Genomic DNA, 18,279 nt, shown 5'->3' with positions numbered 1-18,279 from the left:
GTTTTTTGTATTTGCATTTGTATGTTTCCTGTATCACAATAAAGGAAAGAAGGATGATAGAAGGGGTGACAGCATGTCGCAATCGACGCTTCAAACCGCAATTAAAGAAGAGTTACTAGCCCGCATCAAGAGCGGCCATTATACAGAAGGGGAGAAATTCCCGACCGAGTACGCCTTATGCGAAGAATTCGATGTCAGCCGGACGACCGTACGCGGCGCTCTTAATCAGTTGACGACCGAAGGGTATCTCGTCCGCCAACAAGGGCGCGGCACGTTCGTCGCCGGAAAAAAAGTGCGACAGACGTTGTCGCACACGCCGAACAATTACGCGGCCCAGCTCGCCGTCCAAGGGAAACGTGGGCAAGTATCGCTCATCGAGTTGTCCGTCGTCTCGGCGAACGCGCAGCTCGCGAACGTGTTCACGCTCGACGAACAAGCGCCGATTCAAAAGATCGAGCGAATCCGTCACGCCGACGGGGAGCCGACACAGTACGAGGTGTCGTTCATCCCGTGGCAGATCGCGCCCGGTATCACGAAAGACCAGGCCGAGCACTCGCTCTTCCAAACGCTGTCGCAAGTGCACGACGTTCACGTCGCCAAGACGACCGAGTCACTCGAGATCGCACTCGCCGATGAGCGGGTAAGCAACTTACTCGACTGTCCGCTCGGCACGCCGTGCTTCTATATCGAGACGGTGACCGAGGATGTATCAGGGATAACAATTGAGTATTCACGGTCTTATTTTAGAGGGGATAAAACGAGCTTCGTCATCGAGCGGAGTTACTCCTGAAAAACACGCCGAGATTGGCGTGTTTTTTTCAGGTATTTACAAAAAGAGCCTTATATACATTCGAGGTTAGAATGTGTACAAGGCTCTTCATATTTGACTTGAATAAATAGGTTGAACAGATAGATGATTCATGTAGACAAGATTATTTCTTTCTTCGAACAAAATTACTCACAAATCAGGTATGAAATGAAATCAGTTTTCAAAGAGTTCAGCTTTCTCTTCTTTTGTAAGACCGCTGAAAAACTTCTTATGAATTTTCAAGCGTTTTTCTTTTATCGGGAACAGCTTTTCGAACCACGTGACGGCCATTGGCGTATGTTCTGGTTGAGCGTTGATTGTCGTTAAAAATCGTTCATATTCCTCGATGATTTCTTCAGTGATCGAGGAGAAGTCTTTGTTTCGGCTCACGTAGTCAGCTTCGGCAAGATCTCTTGCGGTGATGCTTGGTGAAATCGTTTTGACAACCCCATACTCGGACGGCATTCTTTTTTCATCTACAGAGACAAAATAGTAAATGTAATTTGGAAGGCGGAACAATCCTTTTTTTGTGTCTTTCGGTTGCGCGACATAGAGCCAAGCCCCTTTATCAGCATGGCAGTTCCAGTCAGGTTCATGGATGGCGACGAGCATTTTGTCATATGTTTTCACGATGCACCTCTGAGAAGGTATTTGTTTTATCATTTCGATTATAAAAGATATGATGAGAAGTAACTAGGGAAAGGCGGGATACGGTGCTATTCAAAAAGAAAACAGCAGAAGCGGCGGCAGGATCGAAACGGTTTCACGTCAAGTTGACGGAACAGTTGCCAGAATTCGGACAAATCACCATCATCGTCGACACGGCGACTGGCGTGAACTACGTCCAGACATGGGTCGGGACAGGTGGCGGTATTACGCCGTTGCTGGATCCAAACGGGGACGTCGTGGTCGACGACGTGTCAACAGATTGAGAAAGGATTGAAGACGCATGCACATCATCGAATTCAAAGACGTGAGTCACAACGACATCTTACATAACATCACCGGTTACTTTCGTGAAGGACGCATCACGACGTTTGTCGGACCGAGCGGAGCCGGGAAGACGACATGTTTGAAACATATTAACGGGCTGTTGTCGCCGGATGCGGGTGACATCTATTTCAAAGGTGAGAACATTCGAGACATCGACATCATCGCGCTCCGGAAACAGATCGGGATGGCATTTCAAAGCGCCCCGATGATTGACGGGACCGTATATGACAATTTGAATTTGCCGAAAGCGATCTTCGGCGAGGCACTCGACCGAGGCAAGGCCGAGGAGTTGCTCCGTAGTGTCGACTTGAACGACGCGATGCTCGATAAAGCCGTTAAGACGTTGTCGGGTGGGGAACGGAGTCGGGTCGCGATTGCCCGGACGCTCGTCAATAAGCCGGATGTGTTGCTGTTAGATGAGATTACGGCGAGCCTCGACTATCGGACGATGAAAGAAATCGAGCGGCTCATTCTCAAGCTCCAAAAAAACTTTGGCGTCACCGTCATTTGGATCACTCATGACCTCGATCAAGCACGGCGGGTCAGTGACGACATGTGGTTTTTACGTAACGGGGAATTGATCGAGTTCGGGGACGCATCGTTCATCGACACGTCGGACAATCCGATGATCGGGCGCTTCGTCAGGGGGGAAGAGCTATGACGTTCGTTGAATTGATGACGTCGCTCATTTTCGTGGCGATTCCGCTCGGACTGGCGATTTATTTAAAACTCGGACTCGAACGAGACATCGTCATCGCGACGGTGCGATCGATCGTCCAACTGCTCATCATCGGTTACATCTTGACGTTTGTCTTCGAGAGCGATAGCCCGGTCTTCATGTTGCTTATGATTCTCTTGATGATCGGGGCGGCGACGCAAAACATCATCAAGAAAGGCGATGGGATTCCGGGGATCACGGGCATCATCGTTCTCACGCTCGTCACGGTCGAGGCGTTGACGATGGGCCTCATGCTTGGGCTCGGTATCATCCCGTTCGAGCCGGAGAAAGTCATCCCAATCAGTGGGATGGTCATCGGCAACTGTATGGTGTTGTCCCTCTTATTTTTGAACAAGTTTAAAGACGAGGTCGAGCGGAGTGACGAAGTCATCGAGCTGATCTTGTCGATGGGCGGGGCACCGAAAATCGCAATCGAGCGGAGTTTAAAGAACGCTATCCGGACGAGCATGATTCCGACTGTCGAGGCGCAGAAGACGATGGGGCTCGTTCAACTCCCGGGTATGATGAGTGGACTCATCATCGGGGGGTCCGATCCGATGGAAGCGGTGCTGTACCAACTGCTCATCCTGTTCCTCATTTTAACGACGGCGACGATTTCAGCCGTCATGGTCGGCTACCTGGCATATCCACGTCTGTTCAACCAAAAACTGCAGTTTATCGGATTGACGTATCGGAAGGAGGAAACGACATGATTACAGGCATTCATCACGTACAAATGACAATCCCAAAAGGTGAAGAGGCGCGAGCGCGGGCGTTTTACTGCGGAGTGCTCGGACTTCGTGAAATCGACAAGCCGGAGTCGCTTCAAGGTCGAGGTGGATTTTGGCTCGAAGTCGGCGACCAAAGCGTCCATGTCGGTACCGAGGACGGAGTCGACCGAATGAAGACGAAAGCACACGTCGCCTATGCGGTGACGGATTTAGCGAAGTGGGGACGAAAACTCGAAGCAGAAGGAATCGAGCGGATTGAAGGGATTCCAATCCCTGGTTTCAATCGGTTTGAGTTCCGCGACCCGTTTGGCAACCGAGTCGAGATGATTCAGGCGATATGAGAAAAGGGAGCGCCCAGTGGGTGCTCCCTTTGTCGGCTTATGAGAGGCCGAACTGTTCCGTCGTTACTGTGCAGGCGTGCCTTGATGAAACCGCAGCTTCCAAATGCCGTCAATCTTGACCCAAATCGAGCTGCGGAGAGCGGCGCGACCGCTTTGATGGTTTTCCGTCCGATACGTAGCCAAAACGACATCATCACTTATGACCTCGAGGTTGAAGTCGGAGAGTGTGATGTCAACCTCTCCAAGATCCATCGTATTCGTGTCATCTGCTTTGTATAAGACGCGACCGGAGCTCCCGATTTCAAAAAAGTCTTCGGTCAACAGTTCACGCAACCGCTCTGGCGACGTCCGGACGGCAGTCGTCAACAACAGCCGTTCTTTCTCTTCGATCAATGGTGCGAGCATGCACGTCACTCCTTTCTAACAATGTTAGCCGTGTACCGTATTCATTTTCCCGACATTCATGACGATGACACCGAGCACTATGACGATGAGTCCGATGCTGTTGACGGTCGACAATACCTCTCCATAGACGAATACCCCAATCAGGCCCGTCGCGACCGTACCGAGTCCGGCCCAGACGCTATAGGCGATGCTGAGTGGGATCGTCTTCAAGACGAAGCCCATGAGCGTGAACGAGATGGCGAAACTCACCAAGAGAATCACGCTCGGCCACAAGTTCGTGAAGCCGTCCGACAGCTTCAGCATCGACGTGCCGAGCACTTCGAACGAAATCGAAAATAGTAAAAGTATATACCCTTTCACGCGTGTCCCTCCTTCATACTTTCATCAAGACGAGCCCGACGATGACAAGTCCAATGCCAATGACGGTCTGAATTCGGACTTGCTCCTTAAAGACGAGAAAACCGATCAACGCCGTCGCGGCCGTGCCGACCCCGCTCCAAAACGCGTAGGCGAAGCTGAGCGGGATGGATAGGAGGGCGAGTGACAACAAGTAAAACGCGGTCACATAGCCGAGAGCGACACCGAGGATTGGCAGTCGGTTCGTCGACGTCGCGTTCAGTTTTAACATGCTCGACCCGAACACTTCCGAGACGATGGCCCCAATCAAATAGACGAAGCCCATGTTAACTCGTTCCTTTCGACAACGCGTCGCACTTGTCACGAATGATACAAGCAGCCCGGTCTTTGAACGAGTCGCTATAGCCGTACGTCAGTGCGAACCAAAATCCGTCGCACAAGAGACGTAACTCGAGCACGCGGTCGGGGTCGCCTCCGTCAGCGGCAAATTGTTCGTCCCATCGCAGCGAGGCGTCCGCCCACAGTTTACCGCTCAGCTTGTCTTCTTGCGACGAGAGGAAGACGGCCGTCAATCCTGCATCGTCTGTTTTCATATAGTCGAGGGTCGCGAGGGCGTAGGCGCGTGTGAACGGATAAGGCCCTTCCGTCAGATGTTGACTGATCCGTGCTTCAAACTCTGCGATGGCCATCTCATTCATCTGTCGAAGTAGATTACTTTTGCTTTCGAAATGGTAAAGCACACCGCCTTTTGTGATACCGGCCCGTTTTGCCAATCGCTCCATCGATAGATGTTGAATGCCATCTTGTTGGATGATGGCAGCGGCGGTCCGTAATAGGGCTTGTTTCTTACTCATCGATTTTCCTCCTTACTATACTGAACGGTCAGTACAGTCAATGTAGCAAACTTATGTATGGGTTGTCGACAGAAGAAGTGAATGGGATAATTAGGAAAAAGGAGGGGGTTGGATGACGCAACGTCGTTATGCACCACTCTACACCACGCTCGCGCTTTTTTTGCTAACACCGCTAACGCTGTTCACATTGAACGGCCGCGTCTTTCCGAATTTAGACTTGATGACGGCAATCTGGGTGTACCTTGCTTTGGACCTTGCGTTACTCGCCACACTCATCTGGGGCCTATTCTCAAAAGACAAATTTGTAAAAGTGTTCAGCCTCGTAGCGAACATCGGGTTGATCATGCCGTTATCGATTTGGATTTTCCTGTTGCTCCTCGAGAATGGAATTTCGGAAGCATGAGGGGTGATAAACCAAACGTGCCATTTTTGATGCGGCCTGTCCCGTTCTTCATCTTGTTTGCTCTCTGCGGACCGCTCGCGTTGGCACTCGTCGTCATCTACTGGCGCGATCTGCCGGAAGATATTCGGGGGCCTCATCTGATGATTGCGATCATCTTTTCGCTATTTTTCATCGTGAAACTGCTTCCGGACGGCCTCCTGCAAATCATCCTCTTCTCATTCACATACACGTTCGTATTATTTCTCACCTACAGTATTCTCGGGAGAAAGCGAAATCAGAAAAACTGAACGCTACCCCTGCAGAAAGTGGTCTCGCATCACTTTCTTTTAATTTTGCATTAGATAGTGGGAAAAAGATTTCCAATCCCTTTTTGTAAATTTGGCATTGCACATCCTTTTTTTGTTTGTTATGCTTCTCAATGAAAACGACAATGATAATCATTATCAGTAATAAGGCGCCGATTTCTCTACATAGAACAGAATCGTGAAACGGTTGCGGGCTCACTGAGAAGGTCGTCATTCAAAAACAGATACATAGGGAGATGGAAAGAATGGGGAAATGGAAAGTAGCAGTCATGCTCACATCACTCGTCTTTACGCTAGCCGCATGCGGTAGCACGGACGAAACGAAAGACGCAGGAAACGCAGAAGCGGAAGCGACACCGAAGACGGTCGAGATCACGGACGCTCACGGCAAAATCGAAGTACCGGTCAATCCGGAGAAGGTCGTCGCGCTCGACAACCGAACGTTCGAGACGTTAGCGGAGTGGGACGTCGAACTCGCTGCAGCGCCGGTCGGCTTGATGCCAGCTGAATCACCATACGTCAAAGACGAAGACATCGTCGACGTCGGCATGCACTTTGAGCCGAACTTAGAAGCCATCGCTGGAGTCGACCCAGACGTCGTCATCGTCGGTCAACGTTTCGCCGACTACTACGAGGACATCAAAAAGTTGGTCCCTGAGGCGGCCGTCATCGACTTGAACATTGAACTTCCGGAAGATTCAGGCACACCAGGTGAGATTTTAGTCCAAGGACTTGAAGACACGACGCTCACGCTCGGTCAAATTTTTGACAAGAACGAAGAAGCGAAAGACATGGTCGCTGACCTTGACCAGTCAATCGAAGACGCGAAAACGGCATATGACGGCAAAGCGACGATTATGTCGGTCATCGTCTCAGGCGGAGACATCGGATTCTCAGCGCCAATCAGTGGTCGCGTATTCGGACCGATGTACGACATCTTCGGTTGGGTGCCAGCGCTAGAAGTTGAGAAAAAATCAGGTGATCACCAAGGGGACGAAGTATCGGTCGAAGCGATTGCTGAAAGCAATCCGGATTGGTTATTCGTACTCGATCGTGATGCACCGCTCGGAGACGCGGAAGGCGCAGTTCCGGCTGAAGACGTCATCGATAACGCACCAGCGCTTCAAAAGACGACAGCCGTGACGAAAGACCAAATCGTCTACGCACCGAAAGACACATACTTGAACGAATCGATTCAAACGTACTCAGAATTCTTTGAGAGCGTCGCAGCAGCGCTCGCGAAGTAACGAGGCCACGTTGTGCAGAATTCAATACTAGACAGGGTTGAGACCAGTGCTCAACCCTCCTTTTCTAACGTTTGGACGAAGTCGTTCATCTTCGCGTTGCTCGTCGTCTTGACGCTTGCGATTGTATCGCTGTTCACCGGCGTATACGACATCAGTAAAGCGGACGGCTTCGATATGTTTTGGATTACGCGTGTCCCGCGTACGGTCGCGCTCATGTTGACGGGTGCCGCGATGGCGATGGCGGGGCTCGTCATGCAGTTGATCACGCAAAACCGATTGGTCGAACCAACGACGACCGGGACGCTCGAATGGGCGGGTCTCGGGTTACTGACTGTCTATCTCCTCGTCCCGGCACCGTCGCTCATGATGCGTATGACGGGGGCAATCGTGTTCTCGTTCGTCGGGACGATGGTGTTCTTCTGGTTCTTACGCTCGGTCAAACTGCGCTCGTCCTTGATCGTCCCGATCATCGGACTCATGCTCGGAGCGGTCATCTCGGCGATATCGACGTTTCTCGGATTATTCTTCCGAGCGAGCCAGACGCTCGAGGGCTGGTTCGTTGGCTCCTTTGCCTCGGTCCAAGTCGGCCGCTACGAGTATTTATGGCTTATCATCATCGCGACGTTCTTCATTTTCTTGTTGGCGAACCGGTTGACGCTCGTCGGGCTCGGGGAAGATGTCGCGACGAGTCTTGGCGTCAACTATAACTTGTTGATGATGATTGCGACAGGATTGATTGCACTGTCGGTCGGGGTTGTCGCGACCGTCATCGGGAATCTGCCGTTTCTCGGTTTGATTGTCCCGAACCTCGTCTCGATGTTCCGTGGGGACGATCTCCGCAGCAACTTGCCGTGGGTATGTGTCATCGGGATGGGTGCGATTCTCGTCAGCGACTTGATTTCTCGGACGATTATCGCGCCGTTCGAATTGCCGGTGTCGCTTATTCTTGGGACGGTCGGCTCGGTCGTCTTTATCGCGATCTTGCTTAGACAACGGAAGACAGGAGGGGTTCGATGAGTACGGTCATGGAGAGAGAAGCTTACGAAGTGGACGTTCATCCGCTGAACGGGAAAGAACGGAGTGCGTCTGCGTTTCGCTCAAAAAAAGAAGAACGGCGCTATTGGATGTTCCTGATCACGTTCATCATCGGTGGACTCATTTGCGCGCTTGGACTGCTTGTCTACAACAACCCGGTTCCGTTCGATTCCCCTTCATTTTTACCGGTCGTCGAGCGGCGTGTCGTCGCCGTCGTCACGATGGTGATTGCCGCCCTCTGTCAAAGTCTCGCGACCGTCGCGTTTCATTCGGTGACGAACAACCGCATCATCACACCATCCTTGCTCGGATTTGATGCGCTCTACTCGACGATTCAGACGAGCATGATTTTCTTTTTCGGTGCTGGGGCTTTGGTCGGCTTCAGCGGGACAGGGGCGTTCTTGAGTCAAGTCGCTGTCATGGTGCTCATGAGCCTTTTATTGTACGGCTGGTTATTATCGGGGAAATACGCCAACCTGCAACTGATGCTCCTCATCGGAATCATTATCGGAACGGGGCTGAATTCGGTGTCGACGTTCATGCGCCGCATGCTCGCACCGTCTGAGTTCGATCTCCTGCAGGCGCGCCTCTTCGGGTCAGTGACGAATGCGGATGCCGCCTACTTCCCGATTGTGATTCCGATCGTCATCATCGTTGGCGTCTTGCTGTACGTGTTCTCAAATCAGTTGAATATCGTCGCACTCGGGAAAGACGTGGCGACGTCGTTCGGGGTGAACCATCGGCGGAGCGTCATCTATACACTCATTTTGATTTCACTCCTCATGTCGGTATCGACGGCATTGATTGGGCCGCTCACGTTTTTCGGTTTCTTGGTGGCGACCCTCAGTTATCAGGTCGCCTCCACGTATGATCATAAATACGTGTTCCCGATGGCGTTCGCACTTGGTTTCTTCGTTCTGACGAGCGCGTATTTCTTTATGTACCATATTTTCAATGCACCGAGTGTCGTGTCCGTCATCATCGAGTTGTTTGGCGGCGTGATTTTCTTAGCGGTGATTTTAAGGAAGAGGTCGCTATGATACAAATCGAACAAGTGAAAAAATCATATACGGACGACGTCCACATTGGACCGATCAATCTCACGATCCCAAAAGCCGGCTTTACCTCGTTGATTGGTCCGAACGGGGCCGGTAAATCGACGACGCTCATGATGATCGGCCGTCTGCTCAATTTAGACGAAGGTCAGATTCAAGTCGCCGGGATGGACGTGTCGAGTACGAAGTCGAAAGACTTGGCGAAGATTATCACGATTTTGCGCCAAGAGAACCATTTCGTGACGCGTCTCACCGTCCGGCAGCTCGCGGGGTTCGGCCGTTTCCCTTATTCGAAGGGACGGTTGACGCAAGAGGACGAGCGCATCATCTCAAAATATATCGATTTCCTCGACTTGACTGAGCTCGAGCATCGTTATCTCGATGAACTGTCGGGTGGACAACGCCAACGGGCATATGTTGCGATGGTGCTCTGTCAGGAGACAGAGTACGTGTTGCTCGATGAGCCACTCAATAACTTAGACATCGCTCGCTCGGTCCAGATGATGGAATACTTGCGACACGTCGCCGATGAATTCGGACGGACGATTGTCACGGTGCTCCATGACATCAACTTTGCGGCGAAATATTCTGACCGTATCTGTGCGATGAAGAACGGGAACATCGCGGCATTCGGGACGGTCGAAGAAATTATGGACGCAGACATCCTGTCCGACATTTTCGAGACGAAACTTGAAATCATTCAAGGTCCATATGGGCCGATTGCAGTCTATTAAAGGGAGGACGGAATTCGATGCAGATTTACTGGACACCGATTCTAAAGGTTGAGGAGGAAGCTCGGGATACATATACGTTCAAACTTGAACTCCCGGCAGACTTCACGTGGGAAGAAGGGGCGCACACACACTTCGCGCTCGAAGGCTTCAACAAAGAAGATAAACCGAACCGGACCTTGATTCGGCATATGTCGATTTCGACCCTTCCACATGAAGGAATGATTGGGATCACGACACGCGTCAAGCCGGAGTGCTCAACATTCAAGTCGATGTTGCGAGACATGAACATCGGGGACAAGGTCGCCATCTTCAAGACGCATTCGAACGTGCCGTTGAAGCGCGTTGGAAAGAACGTCTATCTGCTGTCGGCCGGCGTCGGACTTGCAACGTTTCGTCCGCTCGTACTCGCGTATTTGGCGAACGGAGAAGGCGTTCCGCATCTTCACTCGTTGAACGTCGACTCATCGAAGGATTACTTGTTTAGCGATGTGTTCGAATCGACGGATAGCTTTACGGCTGAGTTCGTCGACAATCGTCCGGACTATTACCAGCAGGTCGAGATGCTCGCCACGGACAAGGACGGCTTGTTCTATGTCGTCGGCAGCGATGACTTTTTGCATGAGACGATTGCTCTGTTGCGCCGGAACGGCGTCACTCCAAATCAAATCATCCTCGACAAGCACGACTTTCAAGTTGAAGACTTTTTAAAAGTGTGAAGCGTCAAAAAGGTGTATACAAAAACCGCTCTTTCGATTTTAATTTCGAAAGAGCGGTTTTGTATCGATTTATTCTACTAGTTGGTTCAAAAGCGCGATCATGTCTTCGCGTACGAATGATCCAAGTGATTCACTGAATGACTTCGTCATATGGTTACTATCGCTGTAACCGACAATATTCCCTACTACAGGACGGCAGACGTCATCTTCACAGATGTAATCTGAATAATCATAGTAGTATACATTGGACGGTTTATCTTCTAGTCGTTCCCAATCACTCACGGCGGGAAGTGTTTTTTCACGTTCCACGCTACACTCTTCAGCGTCACGCCCAAATTCAGCCAGACATTCCGGAACCTTTCGATCAAAGAAAGGAGTGTCTCGTATAGCGAAGACGGGAATGTTATTTGATTCCAAGGCACGGAATTGTTCGACGTAACCTGCTGGTACTTCTTTGCTATTCTTTTGACCGATATCTGCCGTTGTGACGACTAAATCAACATCTGCTTCGACAATCGCATCAATAATGTTCTTGTTCCATTCATTACATTCTGGATAGTCGCTACGACTCTCCGTACTGAGTCGGCAAGCGCTTTTCGTCATGTTCATCAGCAGGATGTTTTCTTCTTCGATGAACGTATCGAGTGCAGGATGCCAGTGACTAGAATGAGAACCACCGACAAGTGCTACCTTGTATTCAGGGTTTTCAGTATCCCCATACTCACAAGTGACGACGTCTGTTTCAGGGACACCGATATGACACCCATCAAAAAATGGGATGGGACGATCGTTCGTAATCTCAGAGTCAAATGGAATATACGGACGTTCTGGCGTATCCTGATAGGCCTCAGTAAACACAAGCGCGCCTGGATAATCTGGAGACGAGGCTAGCACAAGTTGTTCTTGCTGTTCCGCCTCGATTTTCAATTGCCAAGCAAAATTGAGTGCGAGAACAGGGAGCATGAAGGCGAGCAATGCCCCGATGACTTTTGGATGATAGTTCGTTTTCGTCTTGATTTTGCGAATCGGTCGCTCGACAATCGAAGTTGTCACATAAGAGAGCGCGAGTGACAACAAGATGATGAGGATCCCATCCACGATCGACACACGTTCTACTCCAAAGATGGCGTAATAGAACATGAGCAACGGCCAATGCCATAAATAAAAACCGTAAGACAAACCACCTAGCTTAGCGAGTGGCTTCGAACCAAGGAAACGTTGGACGCCATAAGTGCCACCGTTCTCACCGGCAACTAGAATCATAACAGCTGCCATCGTCGGCCATAATGCGACATAGCCAGGGAACACGCCGCCAACGTCTAACACGACGCCGACAGACACAAGTGCAAGGAAACCGAACCAACCCACAACTGTCGAAACCAGAGGGGATAAGCGGATTTTTGTAATGGTTAAGAATAGAATTCCACCTAGTGAGAACTCCCATACACGTGCGAATGTGTCAAAATAGGCCCAAGGCTGATTGTATTGGGTCATCCAAATGGAGTAAGCAAGTGAAGGAATGAACACGGCCACAAAAATTTTCAATAGCGTAGGCTTGATATCTGTCGTTTGCGTGCGCTTTACCCAATAAATAGCAAGCGTGATGAGGAAGAACCAAATCACATAAAATTGCGCTTGAATGGACATCGCCCAAAAGTGTTGGACAGGGCTCTTATCATTGGCTGAATCTAAATAGTCAACGGCACTAAACGCAAGCTCCCAGTTTTGAAAATATAGTGCAGAGGCCAACAGTTCCTGTACGGTCTGATCCCATCGTATGGTCGGGAGGACCACATAACTGATAACCGTCACGACGGCTAACACAAAAAAGGCTGCCGGAAACAGACGTTTAAATAAGCCGAATAAATAATCAAAAAAGTTAACGGTGCCGAGACGACGATAGCGCGATACGAGTGAGGCAGTTATTAAAAATCCTGAAACGACGAAAAAAACATCGACGCCTCCGGAAACTCGGCCTAACCATATGTGATAGACAGCTACAAGAAAAGCTGCTACCGCGCGAAGACCCTCAATTTCAGGTCGAAACTTTTTTGGTCCCTGAGGCGCAAGGGGTTTTGTTTGCGAAGATTGTGTGTCCATAGTGACTCCTTTATTCTAAAATTAATCGTTGATTTTTCACTATTTACCATAATAGCACATTCCCACAATTCGACAATGATTGCGCCTAAATCGTTATCATTTAGAAATATATATGACGATAAATAGATTCATTGGTTATGTCTGGATTTTGGTATTCACTTCACATTGCTCAAAAAATCGTAAAAAGATATCGCGACCGTTTGGGGTCCCAATCGACTCGGGATGGAACTGGACGCCGTACGTCGGGTGCGTGGGATGCTCGAGCGCCATGATGATCCCGTCACGCGTTCGGGCCGTCACGTTGAGTTCCGTCTCCAAGACGACGAGTGAATGGTATCGCATGACTTCGTAAGGATTCCCGTCAAACAAGACGCTCGGTGTCGTCTTGATCACGGACGTTTTCCCGTGCATGACTTGTTCGGCCCGGCCGACCGTGCCACCAAACGCTTCGGCGATGACTTGATGACCGAGACAGACCCCAAGAATCGGGATGTCACCAGATAGTTCACGAACGACAGCGAGTGAGACCCCCGCGTCCATCGGGCCACCTGGACCTGGAGAAATGATGATTCCTGAGGGAGCGAGCGCACGAATCGCGTCGACTGTCAGTTCGTCATTGCGGACGACCGACACGTCACTGAGCCGGGCGACATCTTGATATACGTTATATGTGAACGAATCGTAGTTGTCGATGAGTAAAATCATGCGAACACCTCCAGGAGTGATTTGGCTTTATGCAACGTCTCTTCATATTCCGAGACGGGGTCCGAGTCGAAGACGATGCCGGCTCCGGCTTGGACGTAGGCTGTTTGTTCTTGGACGACCATCGTTCGGATGGCGAGAGCGAAATCATAACCGCCACGGATATCGAGATAGCCGACGGCTCCGGCATACACTTCGCGTTTGACCGTCTCGAGCTCATCAATGAGCTGCATCGCCCGGATTTTCGGCGCTCCGGAGACGGTCCCGGCTGGAAGACAGGCACGCAAGGCGTCAATCGGATTCAAATCGTCACGAAGTTCGCCTTCGACCTCAGAGACGAGATGCATAACGTTTTTGAAGCGCTCGATTTCCATCTGTTTCGGGATTGTGACCGAACCGACCTTGGCGACACGGCCGATATCGTTACGGCCGAGATCTAAGAGCATCCGATGCTCGGCGAGTTCTTTCTCATCTTGAATGAGCTCGGAGGCATGCCGGACATCCTCCTCGACCGTCTTGCCGCGAGGACGGGTTCCGGCAATCGGATTTGTCGACACTCGATTTCCCTCGACACGGACGAGACTTTCCGGAGATGCCCCGAGAACGATCGCTTCACCTAGGTCGATATAAAATAGGTAAGGGCTCGGGTTTTGTTTCCGGAGCGTTCGATAGAAATGGAACGGGTCCCCGGTGAACGTCGCATCGATGCGTTGTGATAAGACGAGCTGAAACACTTCGCCTGCTAAAATGGCTTCTTTCGCCTGTAAGACGCGCTCGACGAACTCATCTTTGCTGGTCAATATTCGTTCACTCGTACGGACGACGGGTGCGAGCTCGTGCGTCTTTGCCGTCTCGAGGGATTGTTGGACATGTTGAAGTCGTTCCGTGGCATCGTCATCCCCGGTGTCGATCACGATGACCCGTTCTTCGACATGATCATACAGAACGACTGTCTCGTAACGCTGGAACAAGGCATCCGGCAAACCACGAGTCTCGCTCGGAGTGTTCGGGATTGGTTCATAGACGCGCTGCATGTCATAGCCGATATAGCCGACGGCACCACCGATGAACGGATAAGGCGCGTCCGGCGTGTCTCGTGTGATCAGTTCTGACAACAAGGCGAGCGGGTCGTCCGTGTGTCTCGTACCGGATGCATCGGTCACTTCGTTGCCGTTGGCGCGAATCGTCTCGACCGGATTTGAGGCGATAATGGAGTAACGGCCGTGCCTGCCTTCTGCGCGGCTCTCGAGTAAGACTTTTCGCTCGCCTGCTAAACGGTGAAAGATTGCCACCGGTGTCAGTTCGTCGCCGTTGATGATGAGTTGTTTCATATAAATAACCTCCTTATAATTTAAATGAAAAGGGGAAACGATGATGCACATCTTAAAACCGAATCAGTTTTCAGGAGATGCGCTCACTGAGCATATCGAGCTAGAAGAAGAATTAAGTCCGTTTCTGGATCGATCGGATGAGTTGAATCAAGCGTATTTCGATGCTGTGATACGAAACGCGAAGGGGTTGTTCGACACCTTGTTTCCAAAGGGTGAGGCCTTTACGCTCGTGTATCATGTTTATGGCGGTCACCCCGGCAACACCGGTATGTTCCGATTGATTCGCGACAAATCTCTCCGCTTTCAGACGACGGTGATTCGTTCCGAAGAAGAGGAGGAGACGCTTTGGACGTATATCGTGCCGATTACAGATCGAAGCCAACTCCATACGCCTCGTTTGTTGGAGGCGATTTGTCACCAAGACTTTCAATCGTTAAGACCACGACTGCGTGGCTGGGCAACGTCGTATCCTGCCGTATCAGACAGACGGGCATGTCTTATTCGTTTATGATGACCGTGGTGCCTATATCCGCGCCACGTCGCCAATGCACCTCCAAACGCTCAAACAAAAAATCCCCCGCCCGACATGTCTAAAAAAGACATGAAGGACGGGGGACCCGTGGTGCCACCTTCGTTGGGGAAATCCCCCCACTCATCGCGAACCATCATTCGCTATCCTCGGTAACGGGAGGACCCGTCAGAGCCTACGTATCGGTCTGAACGCTCAAAAGCCCATTCACGCAAGGTACGTCACCGGTTCGCATCGACCACCGGCTTTCTGAAGACGTTCCTTCGCGCTACTCTTCTTTCTCATCGCGAGTTCGTATGAATGTTATCGTTACTTTAACGGGATGAAGCAGGAATGTCAATATCGAAACAGGGAATTGTTGTGAGTGAGAAGAATAAATGTGGAGATCGCCGCATTGCAAATCGGATCGGATGGCCTCGTCACGAGGTGGGCGACTCTGATAGACGAGTATGTTATGATGGACGCGAAAGGTAGGTATATCAATGGAAACACTTAATTTGAAACAGCTTTCTGACAACCGGGCCGAACTACAAACAAAGGGCGACCTTGACGCGATGCGTGGCATCATGCACGATGAGTTTCGCTACGTCGATTCGAGCGGACGTCAGTTTGATAAAGAAACATTTTTAGATCAGTTCGTTGACCCGGCGTCGGTCCAGTGGATTTCGCAGGACACGGTCACGTTTGACGAGACGGTTTCAGGCGAGATCGCCCTCATCCAACTATTGCTTGAAGAACGCTTCATTCTTGGTACGAACGCCTATGAAGGCCGGTTTTGGGTGTTGCACGTCTATGTGAAAGAAAATGACACGTGGCTCTGGCAAGGTGGACAAGCGACGATGATCAACGAACTATAATATGCTCTCCAAATGGCGATTATCTGATTAAAGTTAGATTTCGAATCTGATTTTAAAAGGTAATTTAAATTTGGAGTTTTTTATTTTTTGAAACATTTTTTAAAAAAAGGTAAAAGTATTGATTTAAATCATATACTATTTATTGAAAAGAAATATAATAAACGAGATAACGTTTTGTTATGGAGATAGGAGGCAACGAGAGTGAAAAAAATAATCATTCTCTTATGTGTGTTTTGGGGTTGGAATACGTATGTATCGGCTGAAGATACGCTGATTGTTGAACGAGAAATAGGAGAACCTCTTGCGGGTGAAGAAATACTTTATGAAGGCATTGATCGTGTCATCGTATCCATTCCTGCCCCTTCTATCTCTACGAAAACGAATATAGAACAGTTAGATGAAGTGTTAGACGTTTCGGAAGACGGTGTCATCAAGCGCGAAGGGGTAGTGAGTCGCTATCAACCTTACATCGGTTCTCTAAACATCTCACCAGTTTGGTCGAATCATCGCGGAGAAGGTGTGACTGTCGCGATCATCGATGATGGAATCGATGTGAATCACCCAGAGTTTCGGGGTAGAATCGTTTCGCCTTACGACGCGACGAGAGATGTCTATCGAATGGTAGATAAAGGTGTACATGGAACGCATGTGGCTGGAATAATCGGTTCAACCTTTGATGATCAAGGAAACGTCGGAGTCGCCCCGAACGTGAGTTTGATGCCGATTGATGTGTTTGAAGGTGATGACTCTTCCATCTCAGATGTGTTAAAAGGAATTCACCATGCTGTATTAAATGGTGCCCGGGTTGTCAATATGAGTTTTGGTACGTATGAACGAAATGCCGCTCTCGAATCTGCTATTCGTGACGCAAGACGTCAAGGGCTGGTATTTGTGGGAGCAGCAGGTAATGAAGATACGGATGAACGCTTCTACCCGGCTGCATACAGTGACGTGCTGGCTGTAGGAGCTGTAACTGTGGATGACCAAATTACAGACTTTACGAACTATGGCACGTTTATCGATGTCGTTGCCCCGGGCGAAGATATTTATTCAACGTTACCGAACGGACGCTACGGATTTATGTCAGGCACGTCGATGGCCACACCGATTGCTTCAGGAATAGCCGCACTACTCATCTCGAAAGAGCCGAAATTATCACCTGGCATGGTATATGCAAGGTTGAAAGCAACCGCGGTTGATTTAGGAGAACCGGGCAAAGATGTACTTTACGGTTACGGCAGAGTGACAGGGAAGGCAACTAATTTCGCGTTGTCTGATTTTAATCTTTTGCGAGACATCACGCCACCGGCCAAGCCGTCATTAGGTAAACTAACGAACAAGAGTACTGCCATTACTGGGAAATCAGAAAGCGGAGGCACCGTTCAAATCTTCTATCGTGGGAAGATGTATACGCACTCCGCCAACAATGGCTCTTACCGAATGAATGTATCAAAATTGAAAGTCGGCTCACAAGTGACGATTGTTGCCCGTGACAAAGCATTCAATCCGTCCATTCCTATTACGCGAACTGTGTTTGGCGTATTCGATAAACCGAGCTTCCAGTCCGTATCTTCCACTTCGTCAAGCATTCGAGGAAGCGGTAAAAAATACGCAACTGTGCAAGCGTTCGTTGGCAATAAACCAATTAGCCGTGTTGTACGAATTAAAGGTAACGGACAGTTCGCAATCTCGATCCCGAAACAACAAAAAGGAAAAGTCATCGTGGTGAAAATGAAATCACCGCTCTACTTATCTGAGAGTTACTCACTTGTAGTCCGGTAATCAAAAAGCGGTGATGGCGTTTATTCCGACATCTGCTGACTACACAGTCAAAAACAAATCATAAAACGTACACGTAAGATGACTCCTGATAGACAGTGAGTCATCTTTTTCAATGATCATTTTTGATCAAATCCTCCAGTCATGTACATAATTGGAGGCGAGTGAAAACAATTGCGAAAGTAAAGAAATATTTAGAAAATAAAAATAAAAAATCAAAAAAATAATAAAAGAGTTATTTTTTATTTATGCTATATTTATCATGTAAGCAAATTTTTT

At 49.7% G+C, this 18,279-nt stretch carries 23 protein-coding genes and 1 other annotated feature; of the genes, 15 read left to right on the top strand and 8 right to left on the bottom strand.

Annotated elements, in window-relative coordinates; all coding sequences use genetic code 11:
• The first annotated feature begins 73 nt into the window (after positions 1-73).
• Positions 74-790, top strand: coding sequence for a GntR family transcriptional regulator (locus tag EVJ33_RS06715; RefSeq protein ID WP_131435626.1), 717 nt, complete (start codon positions 74-76; stop codon positions 788-790).
• Positions 791-982: 192 nt separating this feature from the next.
• Here the strand turns inward: EVJ33_RS06715 and EVJ33_RS06710 are convergent, their stop codons facing one another.
• Positions 983-1,438, bottom strand: a complete 456-nt coding sequence (locus EVJ33_RS06710; protein WP_131435624.1) for a hypothetical protein — start codon at positions 1,436-1,438, stop codon at positions 983-985.
• Between the two features lie 83 nt (positions 1,439-1,521).
• On the opposite strand from EVJ33_RS06710, the gene EVJ33_RS06705 reads away from it, so the two are divergent.
• From EVJ33_RS06705 to EVJ33_RS06690, 4 genes are read left to right on the top strand one after another with little or no spacing between them, the layout of a single operon-like run.
• On the top strand, positions 1,522-1,740 hold the full coding sequence (locus tag EVJ33_RS06705; RefSeq protein ID WP_131435622.1) for a DUF6440 family protein: 219 nt from the start codon (positions 1,522-1,524) through the stop codon (positions 1,738-1,740).
• A gap of 17 nt (positions 1,741-1,757) precedes the next feature.
• Entirely contained in the window at positions 1,758-2,462 is a 705-nt protein-coding gene (locus tag EVJ33_RS06700) for an ABC transporter ATP-binding protein (protein WP_131435620.1), read from the top strand.
• Positions 2,459-3,232, top strand: coding sequence for an ABC transporter permease (locus tag EVJ33_RS06695; RefSeq protein WP_131435618.1), 774 nt, complete (start codon positions 2,459-2,461; stop codon positions 3,230-3,232). Before EVJ33_RS06700 ends, EVJ33_RS06695 begins: the two co-directional genes overlap by 4 nt.
• On the top strand, positions 3,229-3,591 hold the full coding sequence (locus EVJ33_RS06690; protein ID WP_131435616.1) for a VOC family protein: 363 nt from the start codon (positions 3,229-3,231) through the stop codon (positions 3,589-3,591). Before EVJ33_RS06695 ends, EVJ33_RS06690 begins: the two co-directional genes overlap by 4 nt.
• Before the next feature lie 63 nt (positions 3,592-3,654).
• On the opposite strand, the gene EVJ33_RS06685 is transcribed toward EVJ33_RS06690, so the two are convergent.
• Genes EVJ33_RS06685 through EVJ33_RS06670 form a run of 4 tightly spaced genes read right to left on the bottom strand, consistent with a single transcriptional unit; the run spans position 3,655 to position 5,207 of the window.
• Positions 3,655-3,996, bottom strand: a complete 342-nt coding sequence (locus EVJ33_RS06685; RefSeq protein WP_131435614.1) for a nuclear transport factor 2 family protein — start codon at positions 3,994-3,996, stop codon at positions 3,655-3,657.
• 24 nt (positions 3,997-4,020) lie between these two features.
• Positions 4,021-4,356, bottom strand: a complete 336-nt coding sequence (locus EVJ33_RS06680; RefSeq protein ID WP_131435612.1) for a DMT family transporter — start codon at positions 4,354-4,356, stop codon at positions 4,021-4,023.
• A 13-nt stretch (positions 4,357-4,369) separates the two neighbouring features.
• Positions 4,370-4,678 carry a DMT family transporter gene (locus EVJ33_RS06675; RefSeq protein WP_131435611.1) on the bottom strand — a complete coding sequence of 103 codons (309 nt, stop codon included), beginning with the start codon at positions 4,676-4,678 and terminating at the stop codon, positions 4,370-4,372.
• A 1-nt stretch (position 4,679) separates the two neighbouring features.
• A complete protein-coding gene (locus tag EVJ33_RS06670) occupies positions 4,680-5,207 on the bottom strand; it encodes a TetR/AcrR family transcriptional regulator (protein ID WP_131435610.1) in 528 nt (175 codons plus the stop codon).
• A gap of 112 nt (positions 5,208-5,319) precedes the next feature.
• Between EVJ33_RS06670 and EVJ33_RS06665 the strand changes: the two genes are divergently transcribed.
• From EVJ33_RS06665 to EVJ33_RS06635, 7 genes are all read left to right on the top strand, one after another.
• Positions 5,320-5,610 carry a hypothetical protein gene (locus EVJ33_RS06665; protein WP_131435609.1) on the top strand — a complete coding sequence of 97 codons (291 nt, stop codon included), beginning with the start codon at positions 5,320-5,322 and terminating at the stop codon, positions 5,608-5,610.
• Between the two features lie 17 nt (positions 5,611-5,627).
• A complete protein-coding gene (locus EVJ33_RS06660) occupies positions 5,628-5,897 on the top strand; it encodes a hypothetical protein (RefSeq protein WP_236634555.1) in 270 nt (89 codons plus the stop codon).
• 263 nt (positions 5,898-6,160) lie between these two features.
• Entirely contained in the window at positions 6,161-7,162 is a 1,002-nt protein-coding gene (locus tag EVJ33_RS06655; protein ID WP_201739672.1) for a siderophore ABC transporter substrate-binding protein, read from the top strand.
• A gap of 12 nt (positions 7,163-7,174) precedes the next feature.
• Positions 7,175-8,179, top strand: coding sequence for an ABC transporter permease (locus EVJ33_RS06650; RefSeq protein ID WP_131435603.1), 1,005 nt, complete (start codon positions 7,175-7,177; stop codon positions 8,177-8,179).
• Positions 8,176-9,237 carry an iron chelate uptake ABC transporter family permease subunit gene (locus EVJ33_RS06645; protein WP_131435601.1) on the top strand — a complete coding sequence of 354 codons (1,062 nt, stop codon included), beginning with the start codon at positions 8,176-8,178 and terminating at the stop codon, positions 9,235-9,237. The genes EVJ33_RS06650 and EVJ33_RS06645 overlap by 4 nt, the downstream gene beginning before the upstream one ends.
• Positions 9,234-9,986 carry an iron ABC transporter ATP-binding protein gene (locus EVJ33_RS06640; RefSeq protein WP_131435599.1) on the top strand — a complete coding sequence of 251 codons (753 nt, stop codon included), beginning with the start codon at positions 9,234-9,236 and terminating at the stop codon, positions 9,984-9,986. The genes EVJ33_RS06645 and EVJ33_RS06640 overlap by 4 nt, the downstream gene beginning before the upstream one ends.
• Before the next feature lie 17 nt (positions 9,987-10,003).
• Positions 10,004-10,702: a ferredoxin reductase domain-containing protein gene (locus EVJ33_RS06635; RefSeq protein WP_131435597.1), complete on the top strand. Its 699-nt coding sequence runs from the start codon at positions 10,004-10,006 to the stop codon at positions 10,700-10,702.
• A gap of 69 nt (positions 10,703-10,771) precedes the next feature.
• Here the strand turns inward: EVJ33_RS06635 and EVJ33_RS06630 are convergent, their stop codons facing one another.
• The 3 genes from EVJ33_RS06630 to trpE all read right to left on the bottom strand — a co-directional run bounded on the left by EVJ33_RS06630 (position 10,772) and on the right by trpE (position 14,835).
• Positions 10,772-12,802, bottom strand: coding sequence for an acyltransferase family protein (locus EVJ33_RS06630; RefSeq protein ID WP_131435595.1), 2,031 nt, complete (start codon positions 12,800-12,802; stop codon positions 10,772-10,774).
• A 135-nt stretch (positions 12,803-12,937) separates the two neighbouring features.
• A complete protein-coding gene (locus EVJ33_RS06625) occupies positions 12,938-13,507 on the bottom strand; it encodes an anthranilate synthase component II (RefSeq protein ID WP_131435593.1) in 570 nt (189 codons plus the stop codon).
• Positions 13,504-14,835: an anthranilate synthase component I gene (gene trpE, locus EVJ33_RS06620; protein WP_131435591.1), complete on the bottom strand. Its 1,332-nt coding sequence runs from the start codon at positions 14,833-14,835 to the stop codon at positions 13,504-13,506. Before trpE ends, EVJ33_RS06625 begins: the two co-directional genes overlap by 4 nt.
• 43 nt (positions 14,836-14,878) lie before the next feature.
• Here trpE and EVJ33_RS06615 point away from each other — a divergent pair, with 43 nt between their 5' ends.
• The 3 genes from EVJ33_RS06615 (at position 14,879) to EVJ33_RS06605 (ending at position 18,003) form a co-directional block, all read left to right on the top strand.
• Positions 14,879-15,346 (top strand): DUF3885 domain-containing protein, encoded by a 468-nt coding sequence (locus EVJ33_RS06615; protein WP_131435589.1) that lies wholly within the window; start codon positions 14,879-14,881, stop codon positions 15,344-15,346.
• A 90-nt stretch (positions 15,347-15,436) separates the two neighbouring features.
• Positions 15,437-15,658, bottom strand: a binding site (T-box leader).
• A gap of 188 nt (positions 15,659-15,846) precedes the next feature.
• Positions 15,847-16,221, top strand: coding sequence for a nuclear transport factor 2 family protein (locus tag EVJ33_RS06610; RefSeq protein ID WP_131435587.1), 375 nt, complete (start codon positions 15,847-15,849; stop codon positions 16,219-16,221).
• Between the two features lie 201 nt (positions 16,222-16,422).
• On the top strand, positions 16,423-18,003 hold the full coding sequence (locus EVJ33_RS06605) for a S8 family peptidase (protein ID WP_131435585.1): 1,581 nt from the start codon (positions 16,423-16,425) through the stop codon (positions 18,001-18,003).
• Positions 18,004-18,279: the final 276 nt, after the last annotated feature.

Origin of the sequence: Exiguobacterium sp. SL-10, assembly GCF_004337025.1 — a bacterium.
In the GTDB taxonomy this organism is placed as follows: Bacteria; Bacillota; Bacilli; order Exiguobacteriales; family Exiguobacteriaceae; genus Exiguobacterium.
This window is presented reverse-complemented; position numbering and strand designations above follow the sequence as displayed.